The sequence below is a fragment of the Bartonella sp. B17 genome, from assembly GCF_053795755.1.
In genome coordinates this window covers 143470-158792 of sequence record NZ_CP200032.1, presented here as the reverse complement: position 1 = coordinate 158792, position 15323 = coordinate 143470, and the positions used below count along the sequence as shown (strand labels likewise).

Sequence of the window (15323 nt, the reverse complement as noted above, 5' to 3'; positions counted from 1 at the left end):
ATATGTGTTTAAACTTTTTTTACATAAATCTCAATCTGTTTGCTTAAAAGTTTTTTGCATAACGATTGCATCTATGCGATTGTTCTTTGATTGATAGTAGGCAGGACGTTTTGCAATTTTCTGAAATTCAAAACGTTGATAAAGTTTTAACGCAGAAAGATTGGTTTCGTCTACTTCTAGGAATAATTTTATGGCGCATTTTCGGTGAAGATGATGAAGTACACTATCGATCAGCAAGCGGCCAATTCCTTGTCGTCGGCAATGAGGAAGAACCGCAATCGTGATTATTTCTGCTTCATCAAGAATGAGACGGCATAGGCAAAAGCCTAAAACATTATCAGGTTGGTCAATGAGATAGACTTTGTATCCAAAGATAGAACGATCTTTTAAGAAATTATCAAACGCTTTTTTTCCCCAAGCAGGTATAAAACATTGCTGATGAATTTGATAAAGAAAATCGCTATCATCTGCTTGTAGTGGAAAAACTCCAAAACGTTTGTTTATCAATGAAAGTTTGGCCATTATTTTTTTCTTGGTAAGGCAAAATCAGTTTGTTGTTTTGCATCTGCATTGCGCAGATAAAGTGGACGCGGTGAATCTTGAGGTTGTTTATCTGCAGCAAGGTGGGCATAGTTTACAATATCAGCTGCTTCGTATAAGATTGGATCTAGGACAATTTTTTTATTTACTTTATTTTTTTTAATGTGTAGCGCAATGATGTTAGCTGCTGAACCAGTTAGCGTGGCTTTTTGTGGTAAATCCTCAATGATATTTTCAATTGTTTTTAATCCAGGGATCCCCAAAGGTGTGAGATTTTCACTAAAATTTTGATGATAAAACATGTTTCTACCAGCATCCATGACAACAGCGATTGCTGATGTGGTATTTTTGTCGATTACCTGTGCAGCGAATGCTTCAAGTGCGCTTATTCCAACAGCTGGTATTTTTAATGCTAGGGCTAAAGCTCTTGTTGTTGCAACACCTATACGTACACCAGTAAACGACCCAGGTCCAATATTGACGGCAATGCGGTCAATTTGACTAAGAGTAATATTGGCTTGGGCAGTTACTTGCGTAATATGCTCAATGAGTTTTTCAGCATGTCCTTTATTCATGTGTTTGCTAAGATGGGCAATAACAGATTTGTGGCGAACAAGTGCAACAGCGCAATAAATTGAAGCAGTGTCTATGGCAAGAATGAGCATAAAGGTATCTTAATTGAGTGATATAATGAACAAAAGGCTTATGGTGTTTTTTAGTTTTTGTTTAGATGCTTGGTTTTATAACATAACATAATATCATTCATAAATGTTATGTGGAATAATTTTATGATCATAAGGTTGGAAAGGAGCTGTTGTTTTCCTGATAATTATTATTATTCTACGATTTTTGAATCTTTTAGCACATTATTCTATTTTTGATCATAGGGTCAAATATCGGTGAAAGCTACTTAAGCTATGATTGTAAATGGCATGCATATACTGACGTTCCTCCTTTGGAAAATCAAATTTTGTTAAAGGAAGTGTTGACTGATATCAGAAAAAGCATGGTGTGGTTCAACACAACTTAGCATAAAATTAATTAAAAACCTGTTGACTGGCTTTATTTGCGCAGTGACGCTTGAATAAAGTTACCGCTTAATTTGATCATTTAAGTTCCGTATCAGCAAAATTATGATAAAATATTTTATCATGTTGCTCAAATTTATTCCAGATAGCCTTGGTAGCAACATTTTTTCTGTAAGTCCACTTAAACATTTGATTCTTCCAGAATAAAATCAGCACGATATTTGCAGATGTTTGATGAAAGCACAACAAAAAGAATATGACAGTAAGATTAAAACTGATGCAATAAAAGGAAGATGAGGACATATTATCGGCTGTAATTTTATTTTGCTGATGTATTTTACAGTATTTAGATAAAGATTTTAGAGTTAATAAATAGCGTTATTTTTTTGAAATATTTTGCTATAAGTAGCCAATATTCGATATTTTTTCTGCATGTTGTATTTATCGTCTACACAAGGAAAAAAGATGAATATATTGAACTGTGACAGAATTTTTTACAAAAACGCATATTATTTTATAAGGTATGATTGATGTTGACTTAATTCTCATTGTGTTTTGTTGCAACACATGTTGAGTAACAGTAATTGGGAAAAGGTAAATCATAAGATCATATACATTTTTTCTCCAATAATGACGTATTTTGTTATCCTATTGTAAAAATAGGCTTTTCTCATAGAAAATGAAAAAGTAGCATAGCTTTTTGAGAGATGATAGACTCATGTCATTCTATTTAGATAAAAGTCAATGAGTGTTTTAAAAACAAATTCAACAAATAATTGAGAAATTTTTTTAGTATTACAGTAAAAATGCTTTTCATACAGAACGATAAAGAAATATATACAATTTTAATTTAGTTCACTGAAGGGGATAATGTAATATTGGCAAATCTCTGGATTGTGTGAGAATTATTTTCAAAAAATAAAAACATTTCAGAATATTCAAAATGTTATATGATGTAGATCAATTAATTTAATCATAATAAAGCTACAAACACCGAGAGTGATAATAGAGCAGATTGAGGCAAAAATAACGCGAAATCCTGCCTTTTTTAATGAATGGATATCAACTCCTAACCCTAATGCAGCCATTGAAATGACAGTGAATAACTGAGTAATAAATTTGATGGGAGTGATAGCCATTGCAGTAATAACTCCGCTTGAGCGGATAAACATCATAATAATAAAACCAGTAATAAACCATGGAACAAGAGTGTGTAGACGCAAATGCGTTTGTGTTTGTCGGTGATAAATTATGGACAGCGTAAAAATAACAGGAGCCAACATTAAAATACGCACCAATTTGACAATTGTTGCAATTTGAACGCTCACAAAAGATACAGGCGCTGTTACTGCTAAAACTTGTGGTACAGCATAAACAACCATGCCTGCAAGTACACCATATTGGCTAAAGGATAAATTCAAAAGTGGATGTAAAAAGGGTAGAAATAAAATAATCAAAACCCCTAAAAGAGCAGTAAAAGCAATTGACGCGGCTACATCTTCATGCTTGGCATTGATGATGGGCGCGGTTGCGACAATTGCTGAATTGCCGCAAATGGCATTACCACAAGCAACCAGTATTGCTAAATTTGCAGAAAGTCCCAGAAGTCGGCAGATGGCAAAACTGATAAGAATAGTGATAAATATAAAAAATACGATACAACCAAGTAAATTCAAGCTTATTGAGAGAATTGCTTTGATGCTAATACTTGCTCCTAAAAGAACAATAGCAATTTCAAGAGGTATTTTTGTGCAAAATGCTATACCTTTTTGAAAATATATTGGTAAAGTAAAACAACTACGGATAATAGAGCCCAATAAGATTGCTAAAACAAGGCTTTCGAGCCATTTTTCTGAAAAAAACAGTTTTTCTATGGTTTCTAACCCATAAGCTAAGGCAGATATAAGCAGACATATTAAGATGCCAGGATAAAAATCATGCAGGAAAGAGATTTTTTTATTGAGCATTTTAAATATTTTTTATAATTTAAAGGAAATAATAAGTAAAAAGGCTAATAATTAAGCAAGGATAGTTTTAAAGATTAGTTCTTGCTTGTAAGGCTGCAGCCAAGGTTCCATCATCAAGATAGTCTAATTCACCTCCTACTGGCACTCCATGAGCAAGACGAGTAATTTTAACTGAAAAATCAGAAAGTTGGTCAGTGATATAGTGGGCTGTTGTTTGTCCTTCAACGGTAGCATTAACGGCTAGAATAATTTCTGTAACTTGATCCATTAAAACACGTTGTACTAAGGAAGCAATATTGAGTTCATCAGGACCAATTCCATCTAATGGAGATAATCGTCCACCCAATACATGATAACGTGCCGCGAGAGTTTTTGCACGTTCAAGTGCCCAAAGATCAGCAATATCTTCAACGACAATAATTGTTGTATTGTCACGACGAGGATCTGTGCAAATTGAACAAGGATTAGTTGTGTCTACATTTCCACAAACAGAACAAATGCAAACTTTCTCTGTTGCAGCTTGTATTGCCGCTCCTAAAGGTTCTAATAATGCTTCCTTTTTTTTTATGAGATGGAGTGCAGCACGGCGTGCTGAACGTGGACCAAGACCTGGTATCCGCGCCAAAAGTTGAATGAGACGCTCAATTTCAGGTCCTGCAATGTACTTTGCCATACTATTTATTGCTCCAGAGGATTAAATGAAATTTGATTCATTAGAACAAGGGTCTTATACCTGGGAGTGAGAGTCCTGCTGTTATTCGTTGTGTTCTTTCTGCTATGGCCATTTCAAGTTTCGTCCTAGCTTCATTATAGGCTGCTGTAATCAAGTCTTCAAGAATTTCAGCTTCTTCAGGATTGAGTAATGAAGGATCAATTTTGATTACTGTCATAATATTTTGGCCATTTAAGGTAATATTGACGAGTCCGCCGCCAGCAACACCAGTTACCTCCAAACTAGCGATTTCTCGTTGAATTTCCTGCATTTTTTTTTGCATTTCTTTGGTGTTTTTCATCAGGTTCATTATATTTTGCATTAGAGTAGGGATCCTTATTCGTGTTTGATATTGCTCTTATTTTTAAGGGCATTGTTGGATAAATCAAGATCGTTTTCTTGCTTACTTAAACGAACATTAACAATTTTAGATTCCGGAAAATAGTGAAGAATTTTCTCGATATTCGGATCAGCCTGCGCCTTAGAAAAAAGCATTTTTTTTGCTGCTTCACTTTTTTCTTTTAAGGTTGGTTCTCCACCTTCGTCCACTAAGGATATAGCCCAGCGTTTTTTTGTCCATTGAGACAGCATTTTTTCTACGTCACGAACAAGTGAACGTTTAGTGCCTTCAGGCAGTCTCAAAGTAATATGCTCTGGTTCAAGAGAAACAAGGTGAACATATTCTTTAAAAAATATTTTGACAGTGTCATCATTATGCTGTTCAGCTAATTTAAGAATATCATGCAAAGAATTAATAACTGTGGTTTCTTGTTTGATGATCTTTTCGTCTGTATGTGCAGAGAGATGCAATGAATTTGCGTTTTTTTCAGAAAGACCAATAAGCTCAGAGTTTTCAAACACTTTTGTTACCCCAGAAGAATTTGTGCTTTCTGGAATTTGAATTTTCGATGAATCTTCTGGTTCTAAAGCACGACCTAATTGATTTTTCAGGGATATTTTAAAATCTAGTTGGTTTTGTAATGCGCTCAAATCATTAGGGGAAGAATGGGTATATTTTGCTTCTACTATTGCCGTATTATTTGCATTTGTAAATTTTGTATGAGAAGAATTTGAAATGACTGTAGGAGGTGTTTTGTCTTGCGTGAGATTTTTTAGGGCTTCGTCAAGAGTTGGTAGATCGGCAGCGTGAGCAAGACGAATCAATAACATTTCAGCTGCTTGAAGCGGGCGAGTTGTTTGGCTGGTTTCTTGCAAACCTTTAAGTAACATTTGCCAGTTTCGGGATAAAATAGGAATGGAAAGTTTTTGTGAAAAATTTAAGCTTCTTAAACGTTCATCTTCAGTAAGTGAGAAGTTTTGTGCTATTTCTGGTGTGAAACGTAAACGTGTAACAAGATGATTAAAATCGGCTAATTCTGTTAATATAGCAAGAGGATTAGCACCTGCATCATATTGACTGCGAAATTCATGCAGTGCACTTACAATGTCCCCCTTCATAATGAACTCAAAAAGATCAATAATGCGTGCTTGATCAGCCAATCCTAGCATTGTGCGCACTGCAGTAGCACTGACGTTTCCATTGTTGCTATGAGAAATCGCTTGATCAAAAATTGATAATGCATCGCGGGCAGAACCTGCTGCGGCACGGGCAATCATGGAAAGTGCTTGGTCTTCTACCTCTATATTTTCATGTTTAGCAATTTTGCGTAAATGAGCAACTAAAATTGCTGTTTCAATACGCCGTAGGTCAAAACGCTGACAACGTGAAAGAATTGTAATGGGAACTTTACGAATTTCTGTCGTGGCAAAAATAAATTTTACATGCGATGGTGGCTCTTCAAGTGTTTTTAGTAAGCCGTTAAATGCCTGTGTTGAAAGCATGTGCACTTCATCAATAATATAAACCTTGTAGCGTGCAGAAACGGGACGGTAGCGTATTTGTTCAATAATTTCACGAATATCATCAATGCCTGTGTGTGAAGCCGCATCCATCTCTATAACATCGAGATGGTGTCCTTCAATAATTTGTGCGCAATGTTCACCAAGTATCTCTAATGCGGTAGTTGGCTGATCAACATCTTTTGTTTTATAATTAAGCGCACGTGCCAAAATCCGTGCTGTTGTGGTTTTTCCCACTCCGCGAATCCCTGTAAGCATCCATGCATGTGCAATGCGTCCTGTTTTAAAAGCATTAGTAAGAGTACGCACCATTGCTTCTTGACCAATAAGGTCAGAAAAATTTTGAGGACGGTATTTGCGAGCAAGAACACGATAAGTCGTTTCTACTGGCATATTTTTCATCAATGATTCCAATTTTGAAGCTTTTTGAATATATCTTGATAATACGAGAGCGCAGGTTAATATTGCACTTTAAATATAAAAGGATTTTTTCTCAATAAATTTATTTTTAATAGAATGAAATCACTTGCCTAGAGAAGGTGCACAGTCTTTTGTTTGCTATTCGCAAAATGTCATCTTGAAGATTGAAAAGCGCTATACAGAAAGTAGCAGAAATATAATGCATACTCCAAAAATAGGAGGCTGGCATGATGACCCGTACAAAAACTCGTTGGGGCTGCTTCTTTCCAGATCTGACCCGATTGGCGAGCTGTTCGTCCACCACCAACCTCCCAAATTCATATTGTCGATTTAAAATGAAAAATCAAGCTAAGAAACGAAAAATATAGTAAGAACGATAAAGAATTTTTCCTTTGAGTTTAATTCTTGTTCTATGGATGATAAACAGGACAGGAGTTCATTGCATATTTATTTTGTATGAACAAAGCGTCTGTTTTATTCAATATTAAGGAGACGCTAATTGGCTAAAGTTTTTTAGTTTTTTGGGAAGGAACGTTTACTTTTCTAAAGTTGCTCAATAAATTATATAAGATTTGCAGTAGCAAAAAGTAAAGAGATGAAGCATAAAAGTTTATTTAATTAGCTGAAATTGAAAAATTGGGAGAAAATACTGGTGCTGAATAGCGCGGTGTAATCTACATTATATTGCTTTAAATGGGGGATGAATTCCTTAACAGTTACAAAGAAAAGAAATTAGTTTCTCTTTGAGTAAGCTTAAGTGGGTGTGCTCTGAACGCAGTCGTAGATTTTAGCATGACTAAAAAATGAGATTAGGATTTTTCATATATATTGTGGCATTTATTTTACTGTTAACGGGTCAATTTGTTGTTCAATGTTGCTGCCTATATTGAGTAAAATATGGAACGTACTTATAGGCCTAAAGCAAATTTTGTTCCTTTTTGTTTATGTATTGTGATTTATAGACGATGCTGTACAAGTATAAAAATTAGACTTCACAAAAAAGCCGGCTTTGAGAGTCTATCATCCCCGATTTTGAAAAAAGCTTATCTAAGCAGTTGGATAAGTTTATTCGAAAATTAGGTATTCTTGGAAGTATTATCAATCATAATCCCCTGTATCACAATCTATACCAATAACTTTTTTCTTAGTAATATTTTTGAAGATATAATTTCCCGACGAAGGAAAGCTTATATCGAGGGATTTTATATTTTTAAGTGTAAAGATTTTCTTTTTTTTATTATGTGTTATTTTCTTTTCATCATCAGCAACAATTCTTAATTTATCTAAGTCAGAAGGAGAAGAGTAGGATAAAGTAAAAGAAGATTTCTTGGGCTTAAATGTCTTACAAGAATATTCAACGCCCTGATGTATTAAATCGGATGCACTAATCGTAATTCTTTCATTCGGTGTAAAATTCCATTTTTTTTCACCAAATCCGGCAAATGCAGCATTGGAGCAAGCCAGAATATTTGCAGCTAATAATCCTTGAGTGAAGATTTTTTTCATTATATTTTTTCCTTTATCCTAAATATAATTAATCATAAATCAGTTTTTATAAATATAGAAGATTGAGTTTATCTCAAAAATAGAAGGCTAAAATGAATTTTCTCGCTTTATAAAACCATTTTTAAAAGTGCTTGAAAGTGAAAGATTTGAATACGTCGTTGTTTTGATTTACTTTAATGGTAGCTTAAATTATTTTTTGTTCTCATTTAAAAATTTTACCATTTCCCTTTGAAATAAATTGCCACGAAAGCTCATTTACATATCTTCAAGGAGCTTCTTTTCTGTTTATTAAGTGATGGATAGCTAAAGAAACGCTTATTTTTGTTTTTGTATCATTTAATTTTTTTATTTTATTTCTTGTGCTGATTGAATTGGTATTTGTTATGATGAAAGAATGTTATCAGAAAATTTAGCATTTTGTTGTGAAAAGTTGTCACTTATTTTTTCAGTGTCCTTATAAAAAAGAGTTTAGCAAAAAGACAGCTTTTCTAAAGTAAATTGCACCATGGGGATTCTTCAAGTTTTTCTTCGATGTCAAAGAAAAACTGTACGATTTAGTTGTTTTATACATGCAGTGTTCGATCTTTTTTAGCAGGATATATGCCGATAATGCGAAATTCAGCAGAAAAGAAAGATAGTTCTTCCAAGGCGAGTTGCATCATAGGATCTTCAGGATGCCCTTCGATATCAACGAAAAATTGTGTTGCATTGAAGTTTCCACCAATTTGATAGCTTTCTAACTTTGTCATATTGATACCATTTGTGGCAAAACCTCCCATAGCTTTATAAAGAGCTGCTGGTACATTGCGCACCCGAAAAAGAAGACTCGTAATGATTTTTTCGCCATTTTGAGGTTTTGGTACGTGCTGTTGGGAGCGTGAAAGAATGACAAAACGAGTAATGTTATGAGGACTATCCTCAACATTTTTTTCAAGAACATCAAGTCCATAAATTTCTGCTGCAAGAAGAGGTGCTAAAGCTGCTTGTGAACGTTTAGCGCTTTTTTTAATAAATTTTGCAGCTCCAGCCGTATCGGCAGAAACGACAGGTTTCCAGTTATTATTCTGAATGATTTTACGGCATTGTGCAAGGGCATGAACATGGCTGTGGACGGTTTCGATTTCTCCATATGTAACACTAGGTAAAACTATTAATTGAAAATGAATAGGTAAAAAATATTCTCCAATAATATAGAGTGATGATTGCGGCAAAAGATGATGAATATCTGCAACACGACCAGCAAGAGTGTTTTCAATCGGAATCATAGCAAGATCAGCTTGCTCACTTTCCACTAAATTGAGTGCATCTTCAAAAGTCGCAGAAGGCACAGCTTCCATATCGGGAAACATATTGGAGCAAGCAATATGAGAATTAGCACCGTATTCTCCTTGAAAGGAGATTTTATTGGTTTTTTCAGTCATCTTCATGTTAAAATCTTACGCACTTTATCAAGGTCACGTTGCGTATCTACCCCTAGAGGAATTGTATCGATTATTTCTACATCAATACGCATGTTATGTTCTAGTGCACGCAATTGTTCAAGTTTTTCACGTTGCTCAAGCGTAGAAGGTTTGAGAGCTATAAATCGTTCAAGTGCTTCTCGTCGATAGGCATATATTCCAATATGATGGTAAAGAGAACCATTTCCATAAGGTGCTGTTGCACGGGTAAAATAAAGGGCACGAAGACGATTTTGAGAGAGTGGTGTACCAATAATTTTTACGATATTCGGATCTGTTTTTTCATCTTCTTCAACAATTTTTGTACCCAAAGTTGCAATATCCGTTAAGTTATTTTCTAAAGGTTGCAAAGCGCTGATGATTTCATTGGGGGTTATTGTTGGCAGATCACCTTGTACATTCAAAATAGTGTTATATTGCCGCTCAGGATCAATATTGGTTAAAGCTTCATAAATACGATCAGATCCAGATTTATGGTCGTTATGTGTTATGATACATTCATGTCCATGAGCTGTAACGGCTTTGACGATATCATTATGATCTGTTGCAACGATAGTACGTCCTATAGCAGCTTTTTTGGCTTGTTCAGCAACATGAACAATCATTGGTTTTCCAGCGATATCAGCCAAAGCTTTTTGAGGTAAACGGGTCGAGCCTATTCTAGCAGGAATGAAAATAATCGGTTCAATAACCATCGTAAAATTCCAAATGTTATGTGTGATGCATTTATGATATTGTGTATTATAGAAAAAAAGCTTAAACTAAAAGCAGTAAAAAGTATGAACGTTTGAATTTTTATGAATCGTTTAATCGTCGCCTGTTTTTCTTGTGCTTGTTTATTCTTGCTGATTATATGGATGGGAATTTCCATTATCCGCGATGAGGTTTACGATAATTCTGCAGTGATTCAGCATGCTTATAAGATTACCGAAAATGGTGCGTTCAAGGAAAAACAGCAAACGCCTAAAGCTTCTCTGTCATTAAATGATCGTCTTCAACAAGGTAATCTTGAAAATGGGCGCAAAATTTTTCGTCAGTGTGCCATATGCCATACTTCCTCTGAATATAAAGGATCTGGCCGTGTTGGTCCATCACTTTGGGAGATAGTTAATCGTCCTTTAGCGGGTGCAACAGATTTTGCTTATTCACGGGTATTGCGCGCAAATTCTGATAAAAAATGGGATTTTGTAACTTTAGATCGTTATTTGCAATCACCACGTGAAGCTTTTCCAGGAACAATTATGTCTTTTCGTGGAATCAAAAATGACCAAGACCGTGCTGATCTTTTGCTTTATTTACGGAGTTTATCTGATCAGCCTGTTTCTTTGCCAGTAGGTAATAAAGGAGACGTGTCGGATTAAGCTACGCCAGAAATGCTTATTTTAGAAGGAGTGTAGCTGCTTTTTGTTTGCAATTTAGATTTCGTGAATTTATCAAAAAATCGTTATAGATTTATCAGAAAGATTATTACTGATACATTATTTAAAATTAATTCGGTGCAATCGTATCGAAAGGTAAAAATAAAAATGGCAGCCTATATTTTATAGCATTTTTTACTTATTATACTGATATTGATTGGTATCTAACGGTGACGTTTATCGTTATTCAATTTATGCTAGGTGGGCTTATTAAAAATATTATTGCTCAGTTACAAGGTGTGGCGGTGATGCTGAACAAGTAGAGGTGGCAGGAGTGATCTTGATCTTTCTTCTAATGTTGTTTTAGACGGTGTTAATGTTGGATCATCTTCTTCTGGAGTTTTCAAATATCGCGGCGGTTAAGGATAGATCCAGAATTTATTGCAAAACTTGAAAGACAATTCGAGTTTGATAAGCCGCCTTTAGAGCATTATTTCATAATACTGTGTCGTTTATTTGCAATTTGATTTTTGGGACGCTGACACACAAGGGCGTTCAGTTATTGAGCTTATTAAAAGTGCTTGACTCGTTTCTTTTTCGCTTGGATTTTGGAACTTGTTGGTTTCCTATGTTATTTCTATTCCGTTAGGAATTTATAACGCTCTTAAAGAGAGAGGCTTTTGGTGTATGAACAAGCACTTTTATCATCATCGGTCATGCCATTCCAAGTTTTCTTTTTTGTATCTTTTTAATAGTTTTTTTACTGGAAGATCTTTTTTAAATTGATTTCCACTAAGTCATTTAAAATCTGATAATTTTGATCAATTGTCTTTTGAATGGGAAAATATTAAATTACACTTATCATTTGGTTCTTCCGCTAACGGCAATGGTCATTTCTGTTTTTGCTATAGCGATTTTGCTAACAAAAAATTGTTTTTAGAAAAATTCGTTAGCAGTATATTATCACAGCGCGCGCTTAAAGGGATAAGTAAACGTTTGGTTCTTTATGGGCATGTTTATGCAACGCAATTTAAATTGTGATTGCGGGTTTTCCTGCAACTTTTATGGCATCATTTTTTAGTAGATCTTTATTGATTGAGCTGCCCTATTCGTTAAATAGTATGGAGCGTTTAAGTTATACTTCTATTGTTAATTGTGATTATCCTGTCGTCTTTGCTTCTCTTTAATATTTTTTTCTAATTGGTTTAATTGTTAGTCTCATTTCTGATATCGTCTATATGCTAGTCGATCCACGGATTGATTTTGATAAAAAAATTTATGATGCGAGAAGGAAAGAAGGAAGATGTAATAAGCTCGCACAGTTCTAAGTTGCAAAGAGAGAGCTTTTTTCTCCATTAAATGCGTGCCGCGTGCCGTTTGCGCAATTTTAAGCAAAATAGGCGCAGTTAGTGGTCACTATGGTCTTTTTATTTTTATGTTTTTGTTCATTTTCAGCAGGATTTATTGCAAATGATCGCCTAATTATTGCTTCTTATAAAGAGAAGCTGTTTTTTTGACTATTCTGATGAGAGATTGGGTAGAAATTTAGTTGTAGCAGACTTTCATGCTTCTTTTATTCAAAATGAAATTACATGGTTGAGCATTATTTATGGTCGCTAGTGCGTTATTCTTATAATACGGTCGGAGGTAAAAAATTGTGGTATTAGCCCTCCTTTTGGGTTTCAAAGTAAAAGAAGAGCGTTGTGTTAATTATGCGTGGGGAAGTGCTAATCCAGAATGTTCAATGAGCCGGTGGAGCTGGTTTGGAACGGACGATCTAACGCGTGATATCTTTGCGCGAGCTTTATATGGTTTTCAAGTATCGAGAATTTTTAATATTCTTTTAATGATCGTTTCAACTATCATTGATGTTGCAGTAGGGACTGTTCAGGGATATTTTGGTAGTTGGATTGGTTTAATTTTTCAGTATCTGATTGAAATATGGTCTTTTGTACCTTCACTTTATTTAGCTATTATCATGGTTGCGGTTTTAGCACAGGATTTTTGGGGGATGCAGGGAGTTATGCTTCTTTTTTAATGGATAACATTGGTTTGTGTTGTGCGGGCAGAATTTTTATTGTGCACGCAATTTTACTTATGTTAGCTGCACGTGCTTTAGGAGTTCCTAATAGAACTGTAATGATACGGAACTTATTACCAAATGCGATGGTTGCTGTTCTAACTTATATGCCATTTTTACTAACATCAGGGGTTTCATTGCTTACATTATTTGATTATTTAGGCTTTAGTCTTCCCCTTGGTTATATTTCTTTAGGTGAATTGATGCGGCAAGCAATCATAAACCTGAATGTTCCTTGGATTTGTATTACAGGGTTTGTTGTTATTGCTGTTATATTATCATTATTAACATTTATTGGTGAGGCAGCGCGAGACGTTTTTGACTCGCGAAAGACATTTAGGTTATCTATTTATTAGCCATGATTTGAAGATTGTTAAAGCATTAGCGCATGAAGTGATTGTTATACGTAATGAAGAAATGGCTAAATATGGTTGTGTTGATCATATTTTGCAGCTTAAAAATTTTCTACACAGGCTCTGATAGCTGCTGCATTTGCGCTAGAATCTGGTCGTTTATAGGCAATTATATTAAATTGCGCTGATAACCCATTATAGAGGAGGATTTTCCCTACTAAAGGTTCGCCGATATTTGTAATAAGTTTAATGGCTTCCATTGCTTGTAGTGTTCCAATTACTCCGGGTAAAACACCAATGATTCCAGCTTCAGCACATGTTGGAATAATATCAGGAGCTGGCGGGTTTGGGAATAAATCACGATAGTGAGGGTTATTGTCTTTATACGGCATGAGCACTGTTAATGATCCATTGAAACGTTCTACAGCGCCGCTTATTAAAGGCTTTGCACATTGAGCTGCATGATCAGCAAGCAGATAGTGTGTGGCAAAATTATCACTTCCATCAACAATAATATGGTAGGCATTTAATAGTTTATCCACATTACTTTTATCCAAGCGTAGATTGTGTTTTTCAACCGAAACATGGGGATTTATTGCTTCTATAGTAGCTTTAGCGCTGTCAGTTTTGCATTGGTTAATTGTGTTTGTTTTATGGATAACTTGGCGCTGTAAATTGGAGTGTGAGACAACGTCGTCATCAACAATTCCAAGGGTACCAACGCCTGCAGCAGCTAAATAGATTAAGACAGGAGCACCAAGACCTCCTGCACCAATGACAAGAACGCGTGCAGCCTTAAGCTTTTGTTGCCCTATGCCACCAATTTCAGGCAAAATAATGTGGCGTGCGTAGCGTTCGATTTCCTCGTTGCTTAATTTTTTATCAACTTCTTGTATCATAGGCTTTCTCTTGTCATAGTCCCTTTATTATTACTAAATTTATGGTGCATAGACCAGTCCGCTTTTAGTTACAGAGAGGTTTTGTTCATGAAAATTGCTATTCAGATGGATCATATTTCAACAGTTCGGATTCAGGGAGATACTACGTTTGCGCTTGCTTTAGCAGCGCAAGAACGTGGACACTCTCTTTTTCATTATACTCCAGACCGCTTATCGATGCGCAATAGCTGTGTGATTGCATGGTTAGAGCCACTGACGGTACAGGATGAAGAAGGACATCATTATCAATTAGGGGAACCTGTGTGCATGGGGTTGATGGATATGGATGTGGTTCTTTTACGCCAAGACCCCCCCTTTGATCTAAATTATATTACCACGACTCATTTGTTAGAGCGCATTCATCCTAAGACACTGATTGTGAATGATCCAGCATGGGTGCGCAATAGTCCAGAAAAAATTTTTGTTACTGAGTTTTCTGATTTGATGCCAGAAACATTAATTACGAAAGACATGGAAGAAATAAAATCCTTTAGAGATAAATTTGGCGATATTATTATTAAACCACTTTACGGAAATGGGGGAGCAGGTGTCTTTCATTTAAAACAAGATGATCGCAATTTAGCATCACTTTTAGAAATGTTTGCACGAATTTATCATGAACCTTTTATTGTCCAGCGCTATTTGGATGATGTGCGAAAAGGGGATAAACGTATCATTTTACTTGATGGTAAGCCTGTGGGAGCGATTAATAGGATTGCAGCAAAAATGGATGTTCGCTCTAATATGCATGTTGGAGGCCATGCAGAAAACGTTGATTTAACAAAACGTGATTATGAGATTTGTGAGCGCATCGGTCCAGCTTTGCGGGAGCGCGGTCTTCTTTTTGTAGGAATTGATGTGATTGGAGATTATATGACAGAAATTAATGTTACATCTCCTACTGGAATTCGTGAAATTAAAAGTTTTGGTGGTGCGGATATTGCTAATCTTTTTTGGGATATCGTTGAACTAAAACGTTCAAGTTAAGTTTGTTGAAAAAGAAAACCAAAACATAGTTTTGTTAAAAAAGCATGCATGCTATTCTTTTATATTTATCACATTGAAAAGGTGAATTAAATTTAGGCAACCATATGATGTTAA

Annotated in this window: 14 protein-coding genes and 1 other RNA gene; 4 read left to right on the top strand and 11 right to left on the bottom strand. The window is 35.2% G+C overall.

Features of this window, described 5'->3' with window-relative positions; all coding sequences use genetic code 11:
* Window positions 1-30: 30 nt before the first annotated feature.
* The 10 genes from rimI to V4B18_RS00765 all read right to left on the bottom strand — a co-directional run bounded on the left by rimI (window position 31) and on the right by V4B18_RS00765 (window position 10188).
* A complete protein-coding gene (gene rimI, locus V4B18_RS00810; protein ID WP_455475968.1) occupies window positions 31-522 on the bottom strand; it encodes a ribosomal protein S18-alanine N-acetyltransferase in 492 nt (163 codons plus the stop codon).
* Complete coding sequence (tsaB, locus tag V4B18_RS00805) at window positions 522-1205, bottom strand: tRNA (adenosine(37)-N6)-threonylcarbamoyltransferase complex dimerization subunit type 1 TsaB (protein WP_455475967.1); 684 nt, start codon at window positions 1203-1205, stop codon at window positions 522-524. The genes rimI and tsaB overlap by 1 nt, the downstream gene beginning before the upstream one ends.
* A gap of 1301 nt (window positions 1206-2506) precedes the next feature.
* Complete coding sequence (locus V4B18_RS00800) at window positions 2507-3535, bottom strand: YeiH family protein (RefSeq protein WP_455475966.1); 1029 nt, start codon at window positions 3533-3535, stop codon at window positions 2507-2509.
* Window positions 3536-3602: 67 nt separating this feature from the next.
* Window positions 3603-4208: a recombination mediator RecR gene (gene recR, locus V4B18_RS00795; protein ID WP_455475965.1), complete on the bottom strand. Its 606-nt coding sequence runs from the start codon at window positions 4206-4208 to the stop codon at window positions 3603-3605.
* A 40-nt stretch (window positions 4209-4248) separates the two neighbouring features.
* Complete coding sequence (locus tag V4B18_RS00790; protein WP_455475964.1) at window positions 4249-4569, bottom strand: YbaB/EbfC family nucleoid-associated protein; 321 nt, start codon at window positions 4567-4569, stop codon at window positions 4249-4251.
* A 14-nt stretch (window positions 4570-4583) separates the two neighbouring features.
* Complete coding sequence (locus V4B18_RS00785) at window positions 4584-6509, bottom strand: DNA polymerase III subunit gamma/tau (RefSeq protein ID WP_455475963.1); 1926 nt, start codon at window positions 6507-6509, stop codon at window positions 4584-4586.
* Window positions 6510-6741: 232 nt separating this feature from the next.
* Window positions 6742-6839, bottom strand: an RNA gene (gene ffs / locus V4B18_RS00780) — signal recognition particle sRNA small type.
* A 786-nt stretch (window positions 6840-7625) separates the two neighbouring features.
* Complete coding sequence (locus V4B18_RS00775; RefSeq protein WP_455475962.1) at window positions 7626-8033, bottom strand: hypothetical protein; 408 nt, start codon at window positions 8031-8033, stop codon at window positions 7626-7628.
* 563 nt (window positions 8034-8596) lie between these two features.
* Window positions 8597-9460 (bottom strand): prephenate dehydratase, encoded by an 864-nt coding sequence (locus V4B18_RS00770; RefSeq protein WP_455475961.1) that lies wholly within the window; start codon window positions 9458-9460, stop codon window positions 8597-8599.
* Entirely contained in the window at window positions 9457-10188 is a 732-nt protein-coding gene (locus V4B18_RS00765; protein WP_455475960.1) for a 3-deoxy-manno-octulosonate cytidylyltransferase, read from the bottom strand. Before V4B18_RS00765 ends, V4B18_RS00770 begins: the two co-directional genes overlap by 4 nt.
* A 102-nt stretch (window positions 10189-10290) precedes the next feature.
* Between V4B18_RS00765 and V4B18_RS00760 the strand changes: the two genes are divergently transcribed.
* The 3 genes from V4B18_RS00760 to V4B18_RS00750 all read left to right on the top strand — a co-directional run bounded on the left by V4B18_RS00760 (window position 10291) and on the right by V4B18_RS00750 (window position 13287).
* A complete protein-coding gene (locus V4B18_RS00760; protein ID WP_455475959.1) occupies window positions 10291-10854 on the top strand; it encodes a c-type cytochrome in 564 nt (187 codons plus the stop codon).
* 1654 nt (window positions 10855-12508) lie between these two features.
* On the top strand, window positions 12509-12889 hold the full coding sequence (locus tag V4B18_RS00755; protein WP_455475958.1) for a hypothetical protein: 381 nt from the start codon (window positions 12509-12511) through the stop codon (window positions 12887-12889).
* Window positions 12890-12930: 41 nt separating this feature from the next.
* Complete coding sequence (locus V4B18_RS00750; RefSeq protein ID WP_455475957.1) at window positions 12931-13287, top strand: ABC transporter permease subunit; 357 nt, start codon at window positions 12931-12933, stop codon at window positions 13285-13287.
* A gap of 98 nt (window positions 13288-13385) precedes the next feature.
* On the opposite strand, the gene V4B18_RS00745 is transcribed toward V4B18_RS00750, so the two are convergent.
* Window positions 13386-14183: a molybdopterin-synthase adenylyltransferase MoeB gene (locus tag V4B18_RS00745; RefSeq protein WP_455475956.1), complete on the bottom strand. Its 798-nt coding sequence runs from the start codon at window positions 14181-14183 to the stop codon at window positions 13386-13388.
* A gap of 87 nt (window positions 14184-14270) precedes the next feature.
* On the opposite strand from V4B18_RS00745, the gene gshB reads away from it, so the two are divergent.
* Window positions 14271-15209, top strand: a complete 939-nt coding sequence (gene gshB, locus V4B18_RS00740) for a glutathione synthase (protein ID WP_455475955.1) — start codon at window positions 14271-14273, stop codon at window positions 15207-15209.
* The last annotated feature ends 114 nt before the right edge of the window (window positions 15210-15323 follow it).